Raw genomic sequence first — 20,820 nt, 5'->3', positions numbered from 1 at the left:
CGCTAAAGCACCTGCCGGCCCCGGTAATTGATCGGCATTGGCCCTTGCTCTACGCGGGTAGCCGGCGCCGTTTCGGCACCCCTGCCCTTGGAGACGGGAATTGCCTGCGCGCCGGACCCACCCGACTTGCGCCGCGAAGCATGCCGTTCAATGAGCCGCTGCAACAGACAGAACGCACACAGCAGCGCGCCGATCACGATGCGCGTCCACCATGAACTGAGCGTGCCATCGAAGGTGATGAGCGTCTGGATGGTCCCCAGAATTCCCACGCCGAAGGCCGAACCGATCACATAGCCGACACCACCAGTGAGTAAGGTGCCGCCGATCACGGTCGCGGCAATGGCGTCGAGTTCCATGCCTTGTCCCTGCAAACCGTATCCCGACAGCACGTAGAGCGTAAACACCAGTCCACCGAGCGCAGAGCAGAATCCACTAAGCGCATAGACGCCGACCTTGGTGCGTGCCACCGGCAAACCCATCAGCAACGCCGAGCGCTCATTGCCGCCGATTGCATACACGTTGCGCCCGAAGCGCGTGTAGTGCGCGACGAACATGGCCACGGCGAGCGTGACAATGGCGATCAACGCGCCTGACGTCAAAGAAGCGCCGCCGATCTGCAAGTGAAACCCCGAGATCGCGTGAAAGACCGGATCGTTGATCGTGATCGACTGTGTCGTGATCAGAAAGCACACGCCACGCGCGAGGAACATGCCGGCCAGCGTGACGATGAACGCTTGCAGGCGGAAGAAATGAATCAGCGCGCCCATCGCCGCGCCGTATAGCGCACCGAGCAGCAGGATCAGCGGCACGGTCACCCAGACCGGCCAATGGAAATGTTCGGTAAACACGGCGGCGAGGATGGTTGTGAGCGCAACCACCGAGCCGACCGAAAGATCGATACCGCCCGACACGATCACAAACGTCATGCCGATGGCCACGATCAGAAGAAACGCGTTATCGACGATCAGGCCGAGCAGCACCTGCAGCGAGAAAAAGCCGGTGTACATCACCGAGCCGAAGCCGAACAGCACCACGAACAGCACGATGGTGACGACAATCGGCAGCGTACGCGGGTCGACCAGACGTTGGAAATGCTGTTTCATCGGCTAACCTCAGTGAGGGGCTTGACGAGCGGGCCGCGCAACATACGCCGTGCGAACCGCGCCAGCACCGCGCGTGCGGTTGCTGACTGGATCACGCTCACGGCGAGCACCACGGTTGCCTTGACGACGAGCGTCGCCTCGGGCGGCACGCCGATCGTGTAAGTGGTGTACGTGAGCGTCTGGATGATGAGTGCGCCGAGCACGGTGCCGGCCAGGCTAAAGCGTCCGCCGAGCAGGGAAGTTCCGCCGAGCGTCACCGCAAGAATGGCGTCGAGTTCGAGCAGCAAGCCGGCGTTGTTGCCGTCCGCGCTGCGCACGTTCGAGCTGATGAGTATGCCCGCGAGCGCCGCCGTAACGCCCGAGAAGGCGTAGACGCTAAACACGATGGCCGCGGAACGCAAGCCGACCAGCCGGGTCGCCACTGGATTGATGCCAATGGCGCGGATAAACAACCCAAGCGCCGTGCGGTTCATCAGCAGCGCGGTTGCCAAGATCGCCACCAGCGCGAGCCACACCGAGCACGGCACGCCCGCAAGATAGCCGCCTCCGACGGCCAGATACCCAGGCGCATCGATCGGGATGATCTGGCCGCCGGTCAGCAACTGGGCGACACCACGTCCCGCCACCATCAGGATCAGCGTGGCAATGATCGGCTGCATGCCGACGAAGGCCACCAGCAGGCCGTTCCACACACCTGCCAGCAGACCGACGCCAAGCGCGGCGAGCAGGGCGCTACCGACTTGCGCGGGGTTGTCGACAAGGAGGCTCGCGGCCGTGGCGCCGGCAATCGCGACCACTGCGCCCACCGAGATATCGATGCCGCGCGTCGCAATCACGAGCGTCATGCCGAGCGATACGAGAACGAGCGGCGCGGCACGATTGAGGATGTCGATGGGCGCGCCGAACAGATGCCCGTCGAGCGTCGTGATGGCAAGGAAATGCGGGTTGCGCACGAGGTCCAGCGCGCACAGCAGCACGAGCGTAAGGGCTGGCCAGACAAGCGGATGCTGCAACAGGTCTCTGATGCGCCTCATGGATTGTCTCCTCCGGCAATCAGGCGATAAACCTGATCCTCGTTCGTCGTGTGACCGGCGACCTCTGCGACTTTGCGACGGTCGCGCAGCACGGCGATGCGGTGGCTCACGCGAATCACCTCGCTTACCTCCGACGAAATGAACAGGATGCCCAGACCCCTCGCACACAGCGCGAGCACCCGGTCCATGATCTCGAACTTGGCTGCGACGTCGATGCCGCGCGTCGGTTCGTCGAGGATCAGCATCTTGGGTTCCGTCACCAGCCACCGCGCAAGCAGCGCCTTCTGCTGGTTGCCGCCGGAGAGCAGGCCGATGGGTTGCTCGGCGTCGCGCGCCTTGACGCCGAGGCGCACGATATAATCGTCGGCGATCTGGCGTTGCTTCGCGCGCCCGATTGGGCGCCACCAGCCGCGCCGGGCCTGCAAGGCCAGAATGATGTTTTCGCGGATCGAGAGGTCGGCGACGATGCCTTCCTTCTTGCGGTCCTCGGGGCAATAGCCGACGCCACGTCGCACGGCATCGCGCGGCGAGCGCAGCTTGACCGGCTTGCTGCCGATTGTCATGGTGCCGGAGTCGGCGCGTTCGGCGCCGAACAGCAGCCGCGCCGTTTCCGTTCGGCCCGAGCCGAGCAGTCCGGCGAGGCCAAGAATTTGTCCCGGCTGTACGTCGATATCAACAGGGTTCATGAGTCCGCGCCGGCCGACTTCGCGCATCGAGACGAACGGCGCAGCGGCCGCCTTCTCCGCGGGGGCATCGGTCGCGCTATGTTTCATGCGCTCGGTCATGCGGTCATGGCCCACCATCTTCGAGACCAGCAGCTCTACCGGCAGCTTGCGGGCAAGATACTCGCCCTCGCGCTCGCCGTTGCGCATCACGGTGATCCGGTCGGAAATCGCATAGGTCTGCTCAAGAAAGTGCGTGACGAACAGAATCGCCATGCCGGATTGCTTGAGCTTGCGCAGCACGTCGAACAGGCGCGCGACTTCGCTGTCGTCGAGGCTCGAGGTGGGTTCATCGAGGATCAGCACGCGGGCATCCACTGACAACGCCCGCGCAATCGCCACCATCTGTTGCACCGCGATCGGATAAGTGTCCAGCGAACGGGTGACGTCGAGCGAGACGTTGAGCTCGGCCAAAGCGGCTTCGGCGCGCGTGCGGATTGCGTTCCAGTCGATGGCGCCGCGGCGCTTCGGCTGCCGGCCGGCGAACACGTTCTCCGCAACCGAGAGGTTGCTGCAGAGATTCACTTCCTGATACAGCGTGCGAATGCCGGCGGCTTCTGCTTCGAGTGGTGTCGAGAAATCGACGGGCGTGCCGCCCAGACGAATCTCGCCGGCGTCATGCGTATGAACGCCGGTCAGCACGTTGATGAGCGTGGATTTGCCCGCGCCGTTCTGTCCCATCAGGGTGTGGATTTCGCCGGGAAAGAGCCGGAAGTCCACCTTCTGAAGCGCTTTCACCCCCGGAAAGGTTTTGCTGAGACCAATCGTTTCGAGTATTGGGGAGGCAGTCATGCGCGCGGCCCAAAGAATGGAAATGAAGGACCGCCGCGTTGCGCGGCGGTCCCGCCCGCAATCAGTACTTGCGCTGAGGCAGAACCTGCGCGGCGACGCTCATCGGAAACACGGTCTCGTTCGTCACAATGCGCTTGGGCAACTGCTTGCCCGCCACCACATCCTTGACGGCCGCCATCAACTGCGGGCCGAGCAGCGGGCTGCATTCCACGTCCACGTTGATCTTGCCGGCCACCATGGCCTCGAAGCCGCCCTTGGTGGCGTCGAAGGACACCACGCTCACGTCCTTGCCAGGCTGGATGCCGGCTTCCTCCATGGCCTGGATCGCACCGAGCGCCATGTCGTCGTTATGGGCGTACACCACGTTGATCTGCTTGCCGTAGGTCTTGACGAACGCCTCCATGACCTGCTTGCCGCCCGCCAGCGTGAAATCGCCGCTTTGCGAGGCGATGATCTTGAACTTTGGATCGCTCTTGATGACTTCGATCAGACCCGCGTGACGGTCGTTAGCCGGCGCGGAACCGACGGTACCCTGCAATTCGGCAATGTTGATCGGACCCGGATCGTTCTTGTAATGGTCTTCGAGCCACCGCCCGGCGCGCCGTCCTTCCTCGAGGAAGTCCGAACCGATCATGGTCACGTAAAGCGACTTGTCCTGCACATCGATATTGCGGTCGGTGAGAATCACCGGAATCTTGGCGGCCTTCGCCTCATTCAGCACCGGTTCCCAGCCGGATTCAACCACGGGCGAAAAGGCAATGACGTCGACCTTTTGCGCGATATACGAGCGAATAGCACGGATCTGATTTTCCTGTTTCTGCTGTGCATCGGAAAACTTCAGGTTGATGCCGGCGTCTTTTGCTGCGCTTTTCACTGAAATGGTATTGGCGGTGCGCCATGCGCTTTCAGCGCCGACCTGCGCAAAGCCGAGCGTGATCTGTTTGTCCTCGGCGTGGGCAGTTGCGCCGATGGCCAGTATTAGCGCGGAACTGAGGATTGCGCCCAAGGCGGTACGTCTTGAGGGGCTCATAGCTGTCTCCGTCTCGTTTGTAATGAGTGTGTGTATTGAGCCGCGCCGCCATGGATACTGCTTTTACTTGGGATATGCGGCGCTCGCTGCAATGGAGATTAGCGCCTGACCCGATGACGGTCCAATCAGGAATTTGGTCAAGGCGATACCGGAGCTGATATAAGTGGAAGCGTGATAAGTGAATACCCGCCCCGTGTGAATCGACGGGGCTGGAATGGCCGCTGCTCAGTTTGCGCTTAATCGGCGCTGGTATCCGCTTCGGCAGATGCGCCATAGATTTCGGCGGCGACATCCCGCAGCGTTTCGAGCATGATGGTGGCCGCCGGCGAGAGCAACTGGGTTTGCCGCGTGATGATGCCGAATGCATCCATCCGGTACGGCAGCTCGATCGCGAGCCGCCTCAGTACCCCAAACACCTCGTACTGGCGTGCGACTTCTTCCGGCACGACGGCCAGCATGTCGCTCTGCAGAAGCAGGCTGGAGATAGCCAGGAAATTGTTGGTGTTGGTGACGTTCTGCGGCGGATTGAGGCCGATCTGCGAAAACATCAGATCGAACCGGTGCCTCAGCACGCTGCCGGGCGGATGCAGTACCCAGCTCGCATCCACGATGTCGCGCAGCGTCAGTCCGCTGGCGCTTTCCATGGGGTGACCCGGGCGGGCGACGATGCACAGCGGCTCGTCGGCCAGTTGCTCGTAACGCACCGCGTCGGTGAACTGGCCCTGGCGCTCGAGCACGCGGCCAATCATGATGTCGAGCTTGCCCTGCGCGACGAGCGGCAGCATGACGTCTGATGTTTCCACCTGCAGCCAGATCTGCAAATGCGGATGGCGTTCCTTGACCCGCGAAATGGCTACCGGAACCATCGTTGCCGCGGCGGTGGCGATCGAGCCGATCTGCACCTGTCCGACCAGTCCCGAGCGCAGCGCCGAGATTTCATCGTGCGCCTGGCTCAGGTTCGACAGCACCATGCGGGCATGGCGGATCATCACTTCGCCGTAGAGCGTCGCGCGCATGCCGTGCGGCGTGCGGTCGAAGAGCCGCACCTCCAGTACATCCTCCATCTCTTTCAGCAAGCGCGAAGCGGCGGGCTGGGTCATGCCCAGCAAATCGGCGGCGCGGCGCACGTTGCCTTCTTCTTCCATTGCCGCGAGCAGCAGCAACTGGCGCGTCTTCAGGCGCGCCCGCACGAACCAGTTCGAATAAGCCTGCGCCATCGCGTCGTCTCTCCATTCTTGGTATATCCAATCATGTCATACCAAATCTGATATTGCTACGGCGAAAAATAGGATTGGAAAGTTATCGAAGCGGTGCTTTAAGCTTCGACCACTCCCAACGCGGCCCATTGCGCCGCCGTCCCGCTATGTGGCGGGCCGGAACCTGGAACCGGTGCGCCCGAAAGCGTCGCAGCAGGACTCAACAGGCCAGCGAGCCTGTATTTGAAAGAAGCCATCACCTTAGGAGACAACCATGAGCCGTAAGCTTCGCCGCCTGACTTTGTCCGCTATCGCCGCCGCCGCGATGGCGGTTCCGTTTGTGACACACCTGTCCGCGCACGCCGATGAGCCGGTCAAGATCGGCTTTCTGGTGAAAATGCCGGAACAGGCATGGTTCATCAATGAGCAGAAGGCGGCGACGGCGCTCGGTCAGAAAGACGGTTTCTCGGTCGTCAACATCGGCACGCCGGACGGCGAAAAGGTGCTTGAGGCCATCGACAACCTGGGCGCTCAAGGCGCCCAGGGCTTCGTGATCTGTGCCCCGGATGTGCGGCTCGGGCCCGCCATTCAGGCGCGCGCCAAGCGCTACAGCATGAAGTTCGTGACGGTGGACGACCAGCTCGTCGATTCGTCGGGCAAGCCGCTTGCCGGTGTGCCGCACCTTGGCATGTCGGCGTTCAAGATCGGCAATCAGGTTGGTCAGGCGATCTCCGACGAGATGAAGCGCCGCGGCTGGAACCCGGACGAAGTGGGGGCGCTGCGTATCACGAACTACGAGCTGCCCACCGCCAAGCTGCGCACCGACGGCGCGACGCAGACGCTGCTGGCAAACGGCTTCAAGAAAGAGAACATCTTTGATGCGCCGCAGAAGACTACCGACGACGAAGGCGGCTTCAACGCCTCGTCACCCGTACTGTCGCAGCATCCGAACATCAAGAAGTGGGTGATCTTCGCGCTCAACGAGGAGACCGTGCTCGGCGGCGTGCGGGCGACCGAGCAGTTGCACATTCCGTCGGCAGATGTGATTGGTGTCGGCATTAACGGTGCGGGCGAAGCGTTCGCCGAGTTCCAGAAGAAGGAGCCGACCGGTTTCTACGGCACCATCGCGGTGAGCTCGACCAACCACGGCAAGGACAGCGCAGAGAACCTCGTCGACTGGATCAAGACAGGCAAGGTGCCGCCCGCCGACACCCAGACCACCGGCAAGCTGATGACCCGCGCGAACTGGCAGGACGTGCGCAAGGAACTGGGTATCTGACGGTTCTTACCCGGGCGTCGCTTTGCACCGGCCACGCCCGGTTTCCTGTTTCTGCCTTGAGGCTTCACCCATGATGGATACCGCGACGGCTCTGGCCGATCCTTATCTTCTGCTCGACGACATCACCGTGCGTTTTCCGGGGGTGCTCGCCCTGGACGGCGTGTCGCTCGGCGTGCGTACCGGCGAAGTCCACGGGCTGATGGGCGAAAACGGCGCAGGCAAATCGACCCTCCTGAAGGTCCTCTCGGGCGTCAACCAGCCGGCGGGCGGCAGCCTGACGCTGGGTGGCGTCACGCAGCAATTCACGACCACCAGGGCCGCCATCGACGCGGGCGTCGCGATTATCTACCAGGAACTGCATCTGGTGCCGGAGCTGACGGTGGCGGAAAACCTGATGCTCGGGGCGATGCCGAACCGATTCGGTGTGCTCAACGAAAAAGGACTGGTGAACCGCGCGATCAGCGAGCTCGAGCGGCTCGGCGAGAAGATCGATCCGAACCTGCAAGTGAAGCATCTTTCGATCGGCCAGCGGCAGATGATCGAGATCGGCAAGGCGTTGATGCGCGACGCGCGCGTGATCGCCTTCGACGAGCCAACGAGCTCGCTCTCCTCGCGCGAAACCGAGCAACTGTTCAAGATCATCCGTACCTTGCGTGCCGAGGGCCGCGCGATCATCTACGTTACGCACCGGATGGATGAAGTCTATGCGCTGTGCGATCGCGTGACGGTGTTTCGCGACGGCCGGCGCATCGAGACGTTCGAGGAAGTCGACGGACTTGAGCGCGACCGCTTGATTAGCTGCATGGTAGGGCGCTCGATTCGCGATGTGTACGGCTACCGGACCCGCGAGATCGGCGGTGTGCAGCTCGACGTGAAAGGGCTGCTCGGGCCGGGCCTGGCGGAACCCGCTTCGTTCAACGCCCGCAAGGGCGAGATTGTCGGCTTCTTCGGTCTGGTGGGCGCGGGGCGCTCCGAACTGATGAAGCTGATTTACGGCGCGGTGAAGCCGGTTGCAGGCGAGATCGTGCTGAAAGGCGAGACGCGCAAATTCCGCTCGCCGCGCGATGCGGTGCGCGCAGGCGTCGCCCTGTGCCCCGAGGATCGCAAGCAGGAGGGCATTGTCGCCATCGCCTCGGTGTCGGACAACCTGAATATCAGTTGCCGCCGCCATCACAACGCGCTGCATATCCTCGATGCGCGCAAGGAGACCGCCACTACAACAAGTTTCATCGCGAAGCTCGCCATCAAGACCCGTGACGGCAACACGCCAATCGGTACGCTCTCCGGCGGCAACCAGCAGAAGGTGATCCTCTCGCGCTGGCTGGCCGAGGAGATCGATGTGTTCCTGATGGATGAGCCGACCCGCGGCATCGACGTCGGCGCGCGCAGCGAAATCTACAGCCTGTTATACGGACTCGCGGAAGCGGGACGCACCGTCATTGTCGTATCGAGCGACCTGGCAGAGGTGATCGGCGTCGCAGACCGCATCATCGTTATGCGCGAAGGGCGGATTGTCGGCAACCTGCCGAAGGCAGAAGCCTCGCCCGATCAACTGATCAAGCTTGCCCTGCCAAGCTAATCGAATGTAAAGAGCCACCATGCAAACCACTAACACCCCCGTCACCAATCAGCCTAATCCGAAGCAAAGCGTTAGCGCCCGGTCGCGTGCCGCGCAAACCTGGGATCTGATCAACAAGTCCGGCATTGTGATGGTGTTCATCATCCTGTTTGCCGTGCTGTCGTTCACGGTGCCGGACTTTATCAGCGCCCGCAATATCCAGGGTTTGCTGCTTTCGGTGACGCTGATCGGCTCGATCTCGGTGACGATGATGTTCGTGCTGGCACTCGGCGAAGTGGACCTGTCGGTCGCCTCGATCGTTGCGTTTGCGGGGGTGGTCGCGTCCACCTTGATCACCGCGACGCATAGCGTGCTGTTCGGCGTGCTCGCCGGCATATTGGCGGGCGGCGCAGTCGGGCTGGTGAACGGCGTACTGGTGGCGCGTTACAAGATCAACTCGCTGATCGTCACGCTTGCGATGATGGAGGTGGTGCGCGGCCTGGCCTTCATCACGTCGAACGGCGACGCGGTGATGATCTCGGAGGAGCGTTTTTTCGATTTGGGCGGCGGCTCGTTTCTCGGCATTTCGTATCCGATCTGGAGCAATATCGTCGGCTTCATTCTGTTCGGCTTTCTGCTGAAGAAAACCGTGTTTGGCAAGAACGTGCTAGCGGTGGGCGGCAACAGCGAAGCGGCCCTGCTTGCCGGCTTGCCGGTCACGCGGATCAAGATCACCGTGTTTGTGCTGCAGGGACTGGTGACCGGCTTCGCCGGCGTCATGCTCGCCTCGCGGATGAGTCTTGGTGACCCCAAGACCTCGGTAGGTCTGGAGCTTGGCGTGATTTCCGCGTGCGTGCTCGGTGGCGTGTCGCTGACAGGCGGTGTCGCGACGATTTCAGGCGTGCTGGTGGGCGTGCTGATTATGGGTTCCGTGCAGGATGCCATGAGTCTGCTGAATGTGCCGACCTTTTACCAATACCTGATTCGCGGCGGCATTTTGCTGCTCGCGGTACTGTTCGACCAATATCGCCGCAGCAAGCGCGTCCACTGAGGCACGTATTGCTGGATGCTGGAACCGGCGGCGGTTGAACTTAATAAGCGCCGCGCCGCAGCATAACAATCGCGATATACAGCGGTAGAAAATTAACATTAGAAGGATATCGGGTCAGCCGGTACACTTTTCTGAGGTGGACCGCGATCACGAAGCGACACGGCGCCCGGCGCAGGCCGGCGTGTGCTCGCCTTGACCCGCGGCGGATCGTCAACGCATAGATGGATCAGCTTGCGTCGGCGCCTTTGTTCAAGAGTTTGCGTTCAGGAAGTCAGCATGTCCGACAAGAAATCGAAGCTGCGTTCAGCCCAATGGTTCGGCACACAAGATAAGAACGGCTTCATGTATCGAAGCTGGATGAAGAACCAGGGCATTCCCGATCATGAGTTCGACGGCAGGCCGGTAATCGGTATCTGCAATACGTGGTCGGAGCTCACGCCGTGCAATGCGCACTTTCGCAAGATCGCCGAGCACGTCAAGCGTGGTGTTTATGAGGCGGGCGGCTTTCCGGTTGAGTTTCCAGTGTTCTCGAATGGCGAATCGAACCTGCGCCCGACCGCAATGCTCACGCGCAACCTGGCGGCGATGGATGTCGAAGAAGCGATTCGCGGCAATCCTATCGATGCAGTTGTCTTGCTCACGGGCTGTGATAAGACCACACCCGCGCTCCTGATGGGGGCTGCGAGTTGCGATGTGCCTGCGATCGTCGTGACCGGTGGGCCGATGCTTAACGGCAAGCTCGACGGCAAGAACATTGGTTCGGGCACGGCTGTGTGGCAACTGCATGAGTCGCTGAAGGCAGGGGAGATCGATCTGCACCGGTTCCTCTCGGCAGAAGCCGGCATGTCGCGTTCCGCGGGCACCTGCAACACCATGGGTACGGCGTCGACCATGGCTTGCATGGCGGAGTCGCTCGGCGCATCGCTGCCGCATAACGCGGCGATACCCGCCGTCGACGCACGCCGTTATGTGCTCGCCCACATGTCGGGCAGCCGCATTGTCGAGATGGCGCACGAAGGATTGACGCTCTCGAAGATCCTGACGCGCGAAGCGTTCCTCAATGCGATCCGGGTGAATGCTGCAATCGGCGGCTCGACGAATGCTGTGATCCATCTGAAGGCGATCGCGGGGCGCATTGGCGTGAAGCTCGATCTCGACGACTGGGTGCACACGGGCCGCAATACGCCAACCATTGTGGATCTGATGCCGTCGGGGCGATTCCTGATGGAAGAGTTCTATTACGCAGGCGGCTTGCCGGCCGTGTTGCGCCGGCTCGGTGAAGCGGATCTGCTGCCTTATCCTGATGCGATCACCGTCAATGGCAAAACGCTGTGGCAGAACGTGAAGGACGCGCCTATTACGGATGACGAAGTGATTCGGCCGCTAGACAAGCCACTTGTTGCCGATGGCGGCATACGCGTATTGCGCGGTAACCTCGCGCCGCGCGGAGCGGTTCTGAAGCCGTCCGCCGCTACGCCGGCACTGCTCAAGCATCGCGGCCGGGCGGTGGTCTTCGAAAACCTGGAGCACTACAAGGAACGCATCGTCGACGAGGCGCTAGATGTCGATGCGAACTCTGTTCTCGTCATGAAGAATTGCGGACCGAAGGGTTATCCGGGCATGGCTGAAGTAGGCAACATGGGATTGCCGCCGAAGCTGCTGCGCCAGGGTGTGACGGACATGGTGCGTATTTCGGATGCGCGCATGAGTGGTACTGCTTACGGCACGGTGGTTTTGCACGTGACGCCGGAGGCGGCGGCGGGTGGCCCGCTCGCGGCGGTGCAGGATGGAGACTGGATCGAGCTTGATTGCGATGCGGGAACGCTGCGTGTCGATATCAGCGATGAAGAACTGGCGCGGCGTCTGGAGGCTCGCACGCCGCCTGTGGCGCCCTCGGGCGGCGGGTATCAGCGCCTCTACGTGGATCACGTGCTGCAGGCGGATGAGGGCTGCGATCTAGATTTTCTGGTTGGATGCCGGGGGGCGGCGGTGCCGCGGCATTCGCATTGAGAAGGCTCTGAGCGGTGGGACCGGCGTTTTCGGTCCTCCCGCACCACTCAATTCACCACGCCTTTCAGTTAAGGCCGCTCCCCACGCGCCAGACGCCCCTCGATGTCATACACCACCGGCATCAGATCCGCGACGCTATCGATCACATAGTGTGCCCCTGCGGCGCTCAACCGCCGAGCCGCCGCCGCACGTCGTTGTGCGAATTCCTGCGCGGGCAACGCCTTCACATCTGCCTCAGCCATACCGAACGCGTTGCCACTCACGGCCACGCCAACCGCCCACGTCCCGCCGTTAATCCCTTCCTCAATGCCGACTTCCGTATCGTCGACCTTAATCGCATTCTTCGCGAGCCACACGCCCAGTTGCGGCAGCGTCTTGTAGATCATGTACGGGGAAGGGCGTCCCTCCGGCGTATCGCCGGTGCAAACGAGGCTGTCCGGTGCAAAGCCCTGCGCCGCAGCGCCCGGCGTGATTTCGGCCATGATCTCGCGCGTGTAACCGGTCGTCGTGCCGATGCGGATATCCTCGGAGCGCAGTGTCGTCGCCACTTCGGCGACGCCCGGGATCACCTGGCTATAGCCGGCGGCAACCTTGATGTTCTTCGGCACAAAGACGTCGTACACCGCATCGATATCCTGCTCGCTCGGCGTGCGGCCGTACTTGTCGGCCCACGCTTGCGCCACCCGCGGCAGCGCCATCAGCGCCGCGATATGCGGACGCTTCGCCATGCCCATCGGCCCGCGTGCTTCGTCGATGGTGATCGACACGCCGAACTGTTCGAACGTCTCCACAAACGCACCCATCGGCGCGAGCGAACCGTAGTCGACTACCGTGCCGGCCCAATCGAAAATCACTGCTTTTACGTGTTTCATTTACGTCGCATCCTGAGAAGAGTCCGGGCGGCTACAGAGTGCATGGTGAGCCGCGTGTGCTGTGCTATTCATGTGTCGCGCCTCAAGCGCGGACACCCATTTCAAACTTCGTGCGCGAGCAACTTGCGTTCTTCGAGCGCTGCGCTCGGCGGCGCGGCATGCTCTACGCCCATGGTGCGCAGGGCCTGGGCGCAAGCCGCTACCACCCGCCGCATGACGTCCGCATCCACCTGGCCGATGCATCCCACGCGGAAACTGTCCACTACCGTCAGCTTGCCGGGATAGATGATGAAACCCTGCTGTTTCATCAGGTCATAAAACTGCTCGAAACGAAACGCCGGATGCGCGGGCGCAAAGAACGTCACGATGATCGGCGAGCGCCAGTGCGCGTCCAGCAGCGGCTCGAAGCCAAGCTCGTGCATGCCGGCGACCAGCACGTCGCGGTTATGGGCGTAGCGCGCGAGCCGGCCAGGCTGGCCGCCTTCGAGCGCATGGAGCCGGAGCGCTTCGATAAAAGCCGCCACCGTGTGCGTAGGCGGCGTGAAGCGCCATTGCCCCGTGCGGTTCATCACATCCCACTGCTCGTACACGTCGAGGCTCAGCGAATGGCTGCGCCCCTTCGCTTCCTGCAAGGCGCTCTTGCGCGCAATCACAAAGCCGAAGCCGGGAACGCCTTCGATGCACTTGTTGGCTGACGACACAAACGCTTCGCATTGCAAATGCCGCACATCCAGCGGCACCGCGCCGAATGCGCTCATGGAATCGATCAGCAGCTTGCGGCCCTTTTTGGCGGTTGCGGCGGCGATTTCTTCGATCGGGTTGAGAATCCCCGAACTGGTTTCGCAATGCACGGCGACCACGTGCGTGATGCTCGGATCGGCGTCGAGCATGCGTTCGACTTCGCTGCCACGCGGCGGCAGATAGTCGCCCTTGTCGAGCACGGTGTGACGGCGGCCCAGATAGCCGAGGGTGGTGGCAATCCGCTTGCCGTAGGCGCCGTTTGCCAGCACCAGCGCATGTCCATCGCGCGGGATCAGGCTGCCCAGCATGGCTTCGACGCAGTAGCTGCCGCTGCCTTGCAGCGGCACGCAATCGTAGTCGCCCACGGTGTCGCCCGCGATCTCAAGCAGGCTGCGGCGAAGCTGTGCGGTCATTGCACGGAAATCGCCGTCCCACGATCCCCAGTCGCGCAGCATTGCTTCCTTGGTCGAGAGCGCCGTGGTGAGCGGCCCCGGCGTCAGCAGATACGGCTCGCCCTTGGCGGGAGCGGCGCACGAAGTAACGGTGTGGCTGACTGCGGTATCCATGCTGGATGTCCAATGAAGGTCTCAGTGGTTGCCACAGTACAGAATCCGCGAGCATCGGTAAAATCGATATAATCGATGTTGGTATCAGTGAAACTTATCAACAGGGCGAGGCGCACATGCAATACGCGCAATTGCGGGCGTTTCACGCGGTCGCCGAACATGGGGGGTTCTCCAAGGCGGCGCAGGCGTTGTCGCTGACGCAGCCTGCCATTTCGGACCACGTGCGACGGCTCGAACAGGATTTTGGGGTCAAGCTCTTCGAGCGCGGCCCGCGTGGCGTCGAGCCGACCGAACTGGGCCGGCGCCTTTTCAGCGTGACGCGCCAGATGCTCAGTTGCGAGCGCGATGCCCGGCAACTGCTCGATTCGGCGAGTGGACTCGCATCCGGCACGCTTTCGCTCGCTGCGGATGCGCCTGATCTCGCGGTCAAACTGATCGGTGCGTTCCGCAAGCGGCATCCCGGCATTGTCGTGACGCTGTCGGTTGCGAACGCAGCCGAGTGTATGCAGCGCGTTCTGTCCAGCACCGTAGACGCTGCCATTACCGCCGCGCCGCAGGTCCACAGCCGGCTCGAATCGCGCGTGTTGCGGCGTGATCCGCTGGTTGCCATGGTGCCGGTCACGAGTCCGATTGCGAAGAAGCGCAAGCTGACTTACGCAGAACTCGTCAAGCAGCCAATGATCTTTCGGGAAGCGCAGTCGGTCACCCAGCAGTTGCTCGAAAACGAACTGGTGCGCGAGTCGCTGCAGGTCGAACCGGTTATGTATGTGGACGGCCGGGAAGCGCTCGAGGAAGCGATCGCGCAAGGTATGGGCGTTGGGGTGATCGCCTACGCAGAGTTCAACCCGTCGCGCCGCATCAGGATGATTCCGCTGCAGGATTGTCAGGTGGAAATGATCGAGTCGCTGACGCGTCTCGCCGAGCGGCCCGCGTCGAATTTGCTGAATGCGCTGTTCGCGACCGAACTCGACTGAGCTCGATTGAATCCGCGAGAATCGAATGGTAAATGTAATACCAATGCGGCCAAACAATGAGTCTTGGCTGACGAGCCGCGTGCCGAACCCATAGTGATTTAGCAAGCTCTGGAGTTTCTAGAACTACCCGGCTAAAACGTCAAAATTTGACAATGTTTTACAGCTTCGCGGTTTCTGCGATGCTATTGTCGTCGAGGATGGCGAGCGGCGATTTGCCATCAGCGTGTGTCAAATTCGTTCGCGGCATGCTATCCGGTAGCGGCTTAACGGCGAGCCTGGCGCGCGAACGCTTATCGCCGGCTCAACCCGCCGCTGGAGCTTGCTACGGCATCGCTCCTTGATGGTCACGAAGTACTTCATTTCGACGTTCAACATATACGGTGATTGTTATGGGAATTCTGGATACGGTTGGTGAGATCGCAGGCGCAGTTGCAGCAGTGGAAGCGACCGAGAAAGTCGATCCGGATGCTGGGCTGCTGACGAAGGGCATCGCCGCAGTCGCCGGCTTCAAGGGTGCTGGCGCGCTGGAATCGCTAGTCGAGAAGAAGGAAGACGAAAGCGGCGAGCAAGCGTCGGATACGGACAACGCTGCACCGCAGGCGTAAGTTCGAGTTGTAGCCAGGCCAGCCGCACAAGCGGTTGCAAACGGCTGGTCTGGTGCTCGTTTCCCACGGTAGTTTTCGGCCGCAATGCGTCACCAGTCAATCGCTGCATTCTTCGCGCCTCGCGTAGTCTGTGGTTGTCACAATACCCCTCTCCATTCCGTGCCTGGCCGCTGACCCGGCTAGCTTCGCTTGACTCTTCATCTGGCGCATTGTCTCCGTCACGGGTAGGCTTCTGTCGAGTGCATTGCAGTCCATCAGGAGAGTTCATGTCCCTACTCGGCTTCAGTCATTACAACCTTCGCGCCAACCGCGCCATGCTCGATACCTTGCGCGATTTCTATGTCGACGTGGTCGGCATGCAAGCGGGCTATCGGCCACCGTTTCAAAGCTTTGGCTACTGGCTCTATATCGGTGAACAGGCCGTACTGCATCTGAGCGAAGCGAGGTCTGACGAAACGCGTCCCGCACATGTGGTCAATACCTTCGATCATGTGGCCCTGTCGTGCAGCAATCTTGCTGCGTTTGAAGAACGCTTGCGCAAGTTCGAGGTTCGCTACACACACGACCACGTGCCGGTGACCGGGCAAGAGCAGTTGTTCTTTTCGGACCCGGCGGGCAACGGGGTTGAGTTGAATTTTGCCAAGGGCGAGATCTGAAATGACGGATGCCTGGCAATACCAGATCAGGATCGCAGTTTCGGCGGAGCTTGCAGCGCAATTGCGCGGCGATCCCGCGGGTACGTCGTATCAGCCGCTGCATGATCTTCTGGGCAAGCACAACGCATTGCTGAAGTGCCAGTTCGACGCGTTTGCCGATTACGTGAGCGAGGCCGAACGCCTCGGCCCGGACAGCTATCCGTTGTATCAGTGGACCAAAGAAACGATCGGAAAGCCCGAGAAGAAGGCGCGCTATCTGCGCTCGTTCACGCTGCGCGTCGATGGCGAGGAGGTCTATAGCAAAGCGCACGCCGATCCGCTGCACGCGGAGCTCATGGCGTTGGTGGGGAGCGGGGGAATTGAGAGCGTCGTCAAGTTCGATACCAACCCGGCGAATAATCCGCAGCCGCCCGCGCGGTGATGCGGCATTGAAGAAGCGCCGAGGGCGCCAGAATCTAATCGCAGATCGTGATGATCTGGTTCAGTTGTTCACACGCAGCCGCAAATACATCGTCGGGCGCACGCTTCCAAGGGTGAGCCTTCGCGCCTCGAACCCGCCAGTCAAACGATTTTGGCTGATGCGCGAGCACGTAACTTGTCACGTTCTTCGGCCCCTGAAACTTGATGGCAAAAGGGTTAGTGTCGTTGAACGCGGCTGTCGTCATCGCGAGCCCAATTACGATGCTGGTTCGCTCATTGAACTGCTTGGGTGACAGGACCAGCATCGGGTGGAAGTCCTTCATCTCGCGTCCGGCCTGCGGGTTGCAGTCAATCCATATAATGTCGCGCCGATCCGGCACCCACATAGCTCCCGGCATCAGAACGCCTCCGCGCCAACTTGGCCCGTTGCCATTGCCTCACCCGCATGTTTCGCCGGATCGAACTTCTCCAGCTTCTCCGCGAGCGTGAGCTTACGCGGGCCGACCGGTTTCACCGTCACGCCTATCTCATCGGTTGTGACCTCAACTTCCTGACCGACCTCGAAATGAGCCGAACGCGCGATAGCGGCCGGAATCCGAACGGCCAGGCTGTTGCCCCACTGCTGGATTGTGAGCGTCGCTGTTTTTGCCATGATTTCCACCCTACGAATGTATAAACAAGTATATACATTCATCAGCGATGTTTCAACGTGTTTAAACGCCTATCCCCGCTGCGGCTGACTACGCCGTAGTAGGGAGGTATCGACGTTTCTGACCATTGCTCGGCTGCCTTGGCCGACAAGAAAGGTTGGTTTTGCCAATACGCGGCGGTGGCGTTACTCCAGCTTTGCCGAGCACAATAGCGCATCTTTAGTGTTATGTTATATCATTTCGTAAATTGACCGAGCATAGCTAACCCCCAGCCCACGTAACTCACCCATCTGGAGCCTCCCTCACCATGCACAAGCTCCCTGTCACCGTTCTCTCCGGCTTTCTCGGCGCGGGCAAGACCACGCTGCTGAACCACGTCCTGAACAACCGCGAAGGCAAGCGGGTAGCCGTGATCGTGAACGACATGTCGGAAGTCAACATCGACGCCCAGTTGATCCGCGACGGCGGCAGCCAGCTCTCGCACATCGACGAAAAGCTTGTCGAAATGAGTAACGGCTGTATTTGCTGCACGCTTCGCGAAGACCTGCTGATCGAGATTCAGCGGCTCGCGCGGGAAAAGCGCTTCGACTATCTGCTGATCGAATCCACGGGCATTTCCGAGCCTTTGCCGGTGGCGGAAACCTTCACGTTCCGCGACGAACAGGGTCAAAGTCTCTCGGATGTCGCTCGCCTGGACACGATGGTGACGGTGGTCGATGCCTATAACTTCGTGCGCGATTACGGTTCGCACGACTTTCTCGCGGATCGCGGCGAAACGATGGGCGAGGACGACCGGCGCACCGTGGTCGATCTGTTGACCGAGCAAATCGAGTTCTGCGACGTGATCGTGCTGAACAAAACGGATCTCGTGACCGCGAACGAACTGGAGTTGCTCAAGGGCGTACTGCGGGTGCTGAACGCCCGTGCGAAAATCGTCGAAAGCCGTTTTGGCCAGGTGCCGACCGGGCAGATCCTCGATACCGGCCTGTTCGACTTCGAAGCCGCGGCGCAGGCCCCCGGATGGCTCAAGGAAATGCGCGGCGAGCACATCCCCGAAAGTGAACAATACGGCATCACCAGCTTCGTGTACCGCGCGCGGCGCCCCTTCCACCCGCAACGGTTCTTCGACTGGATTCAGCGCGAATGGCCGGGCGTCGTGCGCTCGAAGGGGTACTTCTGGCTGGCGTCGCGCAATCACGCGGTGGGTGAATGGTCGCAAGCGGGCGCCATCTCGCGTCACGGACGCGCCGGAACCTGGTGGGCCGCCGTGCCCAGGCACGCATGGCCGCAAGAGCCCGCGGCGCAGGCCATGATTCGCAGCCACTGGGACGAGCGCTTCGGCGATCGCAAGCAGGAATTGGTGCTGATCGGAACGGGAATGGACGAGGTCACGCTACGTGCTTCGTTTAACGCCTGCTTGCTGAACGACGACGAGCTTGCACAACCGGAAGTGGCCTGGCGCAAGTTCTGCGATCCGTTTCCCGACTGGTCGCACTGAAGACTACCTGCGCGGTTGGGCAGGACAACGCAAACGCGAACACAGGTTACGAGTTCGCGACAACCAAGGCGCCTCGGGCGCCTTTTTTGTTATCTTTGACGAAGGGCGCTCGCGGTCTTTCGGTCGAGCGTCCTCTCAACCCCACCCAGTCCCGACCCGATGAACGAACCGCTTCTCCAGCTTGCTCTACCCGCGACGGCTCGCTTGCAACTGCGCCCGCTCGACGTGTCCGACACGCAGCGAATCTTCGAAATCTGGTCGGATCCTGAAGTGATGCGCTTCTACGACCTGGCGCCTTTGACGCGTTTCGAACAGGCCGAGCAGGTGGTGGCCAGACTGCTGCAGGATACGGCGGAAAGAACGGGGCTTCGTTGGGCGATCGTTGCCAAGGCTGATAGCCGCGTAATTGGTACCTGTGGCCTCAGACTCAATTTCGCTTTCAGGTCGGCGAGCCTCGGTTTCGAACTGGAGCGCCGTTGCTGGCGTCAGGGCTTGATGCGCGAAGCGCTCGACGCCGCGCTCGGCTATGCTTTCGAGCACCTAGGGATGAATCGCATCCAGGCGACGACGGACCTCGACAACGATGCGTCGGCTGGCCTGCTAAAGCGCCTCGGGTTTGTCGAAGAGGGCGTTATGCGGCAATGGGGCTACTGGAAGGACGCGTTTCACGACGTGCGTCTGTTTGCGCTGATCAAAGAGGATCGCGAGGCGTGGCTGGCCGCACGCGACATTCCCCACACCCCGCCGGCACGCTAAAAGGGCACCCCGCTCGATTTTTCCTGGCGGACACAATATCCCCGCTCCCGAACCGTCTACAGAGGTATGGAACCGCCGCCGACCCCGGACCCGATGCTCGAACGAGACAGCGACCTCACCGCAACCATCTTGCGTGAGCGTAGCAAGCTCGGGCATTTCATCCGGCGCCGTGTGCGCGATCCCGGTGAAGCGGAGGACATCCTTCAGGATGTCTTTTACGAGTTCGTGCAGGCCTACCGGCTCCCCGCACCGATCGAACAGGTCAGTGCCTGGCTGTTTCGGGTGGCGCGCAATCGCATCATCGACGTGTTTCGCAAGAAGCGGGAGTTGCCGCTTGCCGAGATCGCAGGAGAAACCGACGACGAGGAAGACGGCGAGTACCGGCTGGACCTCGCCTTGCCGGCACACGATGCGGGTCCGGAGGCGGTCTATGCGAGATCGGTGCTGCTTGATGCGTTGCAGGCCGCCCTCGACGAATTGCCGGCCAACCAGCGCGAGGTTTTCATCGCGCATGAACTGGAAGGACGCAGCTTCAAGGAACTCGCCGCCGAGAGTGGTGTGAGCGTGAATACGCTGCTCGCGCGCAAGCGTTATGCCGTTCTGCATCTGCGCTCCAGCCTGCAGACCGTGTATGACGAACTGGATATTTAAAGGAGCTTCGATGAAATTCAAAGTGAGATGCTTCGCCAAAGCGATACTGGTCCTGGTAGCGATTGCGCTGTTGGGATGGATCGTGATGGCGCTATGGAACTGGGTAATTCCGGCGGCCTTCGTCGGCGCCCGCTCGATCGATTATCTGCATGCGATTGGCTTGCTGGTGCTCAGCCGGATCCTGTTTGGCGGATTTCGCGGCCGCGGCGGCTGGCACGGCGGCGGACACCGGCACTGGCGCCGCTGGGAGCGCATGACGCCGGAGGAACGCGAGAACTTCCTGAAGGGTGCCGGGCCGCTTCGCGACAAGCCGCAGGAGGACCAGTCATGAAAACGGCCTCTACAACCGCTGCCTGTAAGCAGGCGCCAGGCGTGATTGCGCCGGTGGTCAATTTCAAGCGTTGCGAAGGCAAGGGCGATTGCGCAGTCGTGTGCCCCGAGAACGTGTTCGAGATCCGCAAGATCGACGCCGAAGACTACAACAGTTTAGGCATATTGAATAAATTCAAGCTGCGCGTGCATGGATTGAAGGTTGCTTATACGCCAAATGCCGATGCGTGCCGGTCTTGCGGGCTATGCGTGACCGCGTGTCCGGAGCGTGCGATTACGTTAGCGCGGGTGAAGTGACGCGAAGGCTCGCGCTGGCTCTACAAAGT

22 protein-coding genes are annotated in these 20,820 nt (G+C 61.3%); 13 read left to right on the top strand and 9 right to left on the bottom strand.

The genetic code is table 11. From position 1 onward, the window contains the following. Nucleotides 1-2 precede the first annotated feature (2 nt). From yjfF to FFS45_RS21055, 5 genes are all read right to left on the bottom strand, one after another. The gene (yjfF, locus tag FFS45_RS21075; RefSeq protein WP_137956565.1) at nucleotides 3-1,103 is read right to left on the bottom strand and encodes a galactofuranose ABC transporter, permease protein YjfF; all 1,101 of its coding nucleotides are present in this window, start codon (nucleotides 1,101-1,103) and stop codon (nucleotides 3-5) included. Continuing rightward, nucleotides 1,100-2,137 carry an ABC transporter permease gene (locus FFS45_RS21070; RefSeq protein ID WP_137956564.1) on the bottom strand — a complete coding sequence of 346 codons (1,038 nt, stop codon included), beginning with the start codon at nucleotides 2,135-2,137 and terminating at the stop codon, nucleotides 1,100-1,102. Before FFS45_RS21070 ends, yjfF begins: the two co-directional genes overlap by 4 nt. After that, nucleotides 2,134-3,651 (bottom strand): sugar ABC transporter ATP-binding protein, encoded by a 1,518-nt coding sequence (locus tag FFS45_RS21065; RefSeq protein ID WP_137956563.1) that lies wholly within the window; start codon nucleotides 3,649-3,651, stop codon nucleotides 2,134-2,136. Before FFS45_RS21065 ends, FFS45_RS21070 begins: the two co-directional genes overlap by 4 nt. 61 nt (nucleotides 3,652-3,712) lie before the next feature. Further along, the gene (locus tag FFS45_RS21060; RefSeq protein WP_137956562.1) at nucleotides 3,713-4,681 is read right to left on the bottom strand and encodes an ABC transporter substrate-binding protein; all 969 of its coding nucleotides are present in this window, start codon (nucleotides 4,679-4,681) and stop codon (nucleotides 3,713-3,715) included. A gap of 236 nt (nucleotides 4,682-4,917) precedes the next feature. Beyond that, complete coding sequence (locus FFS45_RS21055) at nucleotides 4,918-5,898, bottom strand: LysR family transcriptional regulator (protein ID WP_137956561.1); 981 nt, start codon at nucleotides 5,896-5,898, stop codon at nucleotides 4,918-4,920. A 253-nt stretch (nucleotides 5,899-6,151) separates the two neighbouring features. Here FFS45_RS21055 and FFS45_RS21050 point away from each other — a divergent pair, with 253 nt between their 5' ends. From FFS45_RS21050 to FFS45_RS21035, 4 genes are all read left to right on the top strand, one after another. Beyond that, nucleotides 6,152-7,156 carry an arabinose ABC transporter substrate-binding protein gene (locus FFS45_RS21050; protein WP_137956560.1) on the top strand — a complete coding sequence of 335 codons (1,005 nt, stop codon included), beginning with the start codon at nucleotides 6,152-6,154 and terminating at the stop codon, nucleotides 7,154-7,156. 70 nt (nucleotides 7,157-7,226) lie between these two features. Further along, a complete protein-coding gene (araG, locus tag FFS45_RS21045; protein WP_137956559.1) occupies nucleotides 7,227-8,735 on the top strand; it encodes an L-arabinose ABC transporter ATP-binding protein AraG in 1,509 nt (502 codons plus the stop codon). Nucleotides 8,736-8,754: 19 nt separating this feature from the next. Beyond that, a complete protein-coding gene (gene araH / locus FFS45_RS21040) occupies nucleotides 8,755-9,765 on the top strand; it encodes an L-arabinose ABC transporter permease AraH (protein ID WP_137956558.1) in 1,011 nt (336 codons plus the stop codon). A gap of 276 nt (nucleotides 9,766-10,041) precedes the next feature. Further along, nucleotides 10,042-11,775 (top strand): IlvD/Edd family dehydratase, encoded by a 1,734-nt coding sequence (locus FFS45_RS21035; RefSeq protein ID WP_137956557.1) that lies wholly within the window; start codon nucleotides 10,042-10,044, stop codon nucleotides 11,773-11,775. Between the two features lie 68 nt (nucleotides 11,776-11,843). Here the strand turns inward: FFS45_RS21035 and phnX are convergent, their stop codons facing one another. Together phnX and FFS45_RS21025 are read right to left on the bottom strand one after the other, a co-directional pair. Next, nucleotides 11,844-12,647 (bottom strand): phosphonoacetaldehyde hydrolase, encoded by an 804-nt coding sequence (phnX, locus tag FFS45_RS21030; RefSeq protein ID WP_137956556.1) that lies wholly within the window; start codon nucleotides 12,645-12,647, stop codon nucleotides 11,844-11,846. A gap of 101 nt (nucleotides 12,648-12,748) precedes the next feature. Continuing rightward, on the bottom strand, nucleotides 12,749-13,954 hold the full coding sequence (locus tag FFS45_RS21025; protein ID WP_137956555.1) for a 2-aminoethylphosphonate--pyruvate transaminase: 1,206 nt from the start codon (nucleotides 13,952-13,954) through the stop codon (nucleotides 12,749-12,751). Between the two features lie 116 nt (nucleotides 13,955-14,070). Here FFS45_RS21025 and FFS45_RS21020 point away from each other — a divergent pair, with 116 nt between their 5' ends. The 4 genes from FFS45_RS21020 (at nucleotide 14,071) to FFS45_RS21005 (ending at nucleotide 16,610) form a co-directional block, all read left to right on the top strand. After that, a complete protein-coding gene (locus FFS45_RS21020) occupies nucleotides 14,071-14,928 on the top strand; it encodes a LysR substrate-binding domain-containing protein (RefSeq protein ID WP_137956554.1) in 858 nt (285 codons plus the stop codon). A gap of 389 nt (nucleotides 14,929-15,317) precedes the next feature. Next, nucleotides 15,318-15,533 (top strand): hypothetical protein, encoded by a 216-nt coding sequence (locus FFS45_RS21015; RefSeq protein ID WP_137956553.1) that lies wholly within the window; start codon nucleotides 15,318-15,320, stop codon nucleotides 15,531-15,533. A gap of 266 nt (nucleotides 15,534-15,799) precedes the next feature. Continuing rightward, entirely contained in the window at nucleotides 15,800-16,189 is a 390-nt protein-coding gene (locus tag FFS45_RS21010; RefSeq protein WP_137956552.1) for a VOC family protein, read from the top strand. A 1-nt stretch (nucleotide 16,190) separates the two neighbouring features. Continuing rightward, nucleotides 16,191-16,610 (top strand): hypothetical protein, encoded by a 420-nt coding sequence (locus FFS45_RS21005; protein WP_137956551.1) that lies wholly within the window; start codon nucleotides 16,191-16,193, stop codon nucleotides 16,608-16,610. Between the two features lie 34 nt (nucleotides 16,611-16,644). Here the strand turns inward: FFS45_RS21005 and FFS45_RS21000 are convergent, their stop codons facing one another. Continuing rightward, nucleotides 16,645-17,007: a type II toxin-antitoxin system PemK/MazF family toxin gene (locus tag FFS45_RS21000; protein ID WP_137956550.1), complete on the bottom strand. Its 363-nt coding sequence runs from the start codon at nucleotides 17,005-17,007 to the stop codon at nucleotides 16,645-16,647. Beyond that, the gene (locus FFS45_RS20995) at nucleotides 17,007-17,261 is read right to left on the bottom strand and encodes an AbrB/MazE/SpoVT family DNA-binding domain-containing protein (RefSeq protein ID WP_137956549.1); all 255 of its coding nucleotides are present in this window, start codon (nucleotides 17,259-17,261) and stop codon (nucleotides 17,007-17,009) included. Before FFS45_RS20995 ends, FFS45_RS21000 begins: the two co-directional genes overlap by 1 nt. Before the next feature lie 305 nt (nucleotides 17,262-17,566). Here FFS45_RS20995 and zigA point away from each other — a divergent pair, with 305 nt between their 5' ends. From zigA to FFS45_RS20970, 5 genes are all read left to right on the top strand, one after another. After that, nucleotides 17,567-18,757 carry a zinc metallochaperone GTPase ZigA gene (gene zigA / locus FFS45_RS20990; protein WP_137956548.1) on the top strand — a complete coding sequence of 397 codons (1,191 nt, stop codon included), beginning with the start codon at nucleotides 17,567-17,569 and terminating at the stop codon, nucleotides 18,755-18,757. 159 nt (nucleotides 18,758-18,916) lie between these two features. Next, complete coding sequence (locus FFS45_RS20985; RefSeq protein WP_137956547.1) at nucleotides 18,917-19,513, top strand: GNAT family N-acetyltransferase; 597 nt, start codon at nucleotides 18,917-18,919, stop codon at nucleotides 19,511-19,513. Between the two features lie 66 nt (nucleotides 19,514-19,579). After that, nucleotides 19,580-20,164 (top strand): sigma-70 family RNA polymerase sigma factor, encoded by a 585-nt coding sequence (locus FFS45_RS20980; protein ID WP_137956546.1) that lies wholly within the window; start codon nucleotides 19,580-19,582, stop codon nucleotides 20,162-20,164. Nucleotides 20,165-20,174: 10 nt separating this feature from the next. Further along, the gene (locus FFS45_RS20975) at nucleotides 20,175-20,495 is read left to right on the top strand and encodes a hypothetical protein (protein ID WP_137956545.1); all 321 of its coding nucleotides are present in this window, start codon (nucleotides 20,175-20,177) and stop codon (nucleotides 20,493-20,495) included. Beyond that, nucleotides 20,492-20,791, top strand: a complete 300-nt coding sequence (locus FFS45_RS20970; protein ID WP_137956544.1) for a 4Fe-4S dicluster domain-containing protein — start codon at nucleotides 20,492-20,494, stop codon at nucleotides 20,789-20,791. The genes FFS45_RS20975 and FFS45_RS20970 overlap by 4 nt, the downstream gene beginning before the upstream one ends. The last annotated feature ends 29 nt before the right edge of the window (nucleotides 20,792-20,820 follow it).

The sequence above is a fragment of the Burkholderia sp. 4M9327F10 genome, assembly GCF_005503145.1.
Taxonomy (GTDB): Bacteria; Pseudomonadota; Gammaproteobacteria; order Burkholderiales; family Burkholderiaceae; genus Paraburkholderia.
This window is presented reverse-complemented; position numbering and strand designations above follow the sequence as displayed.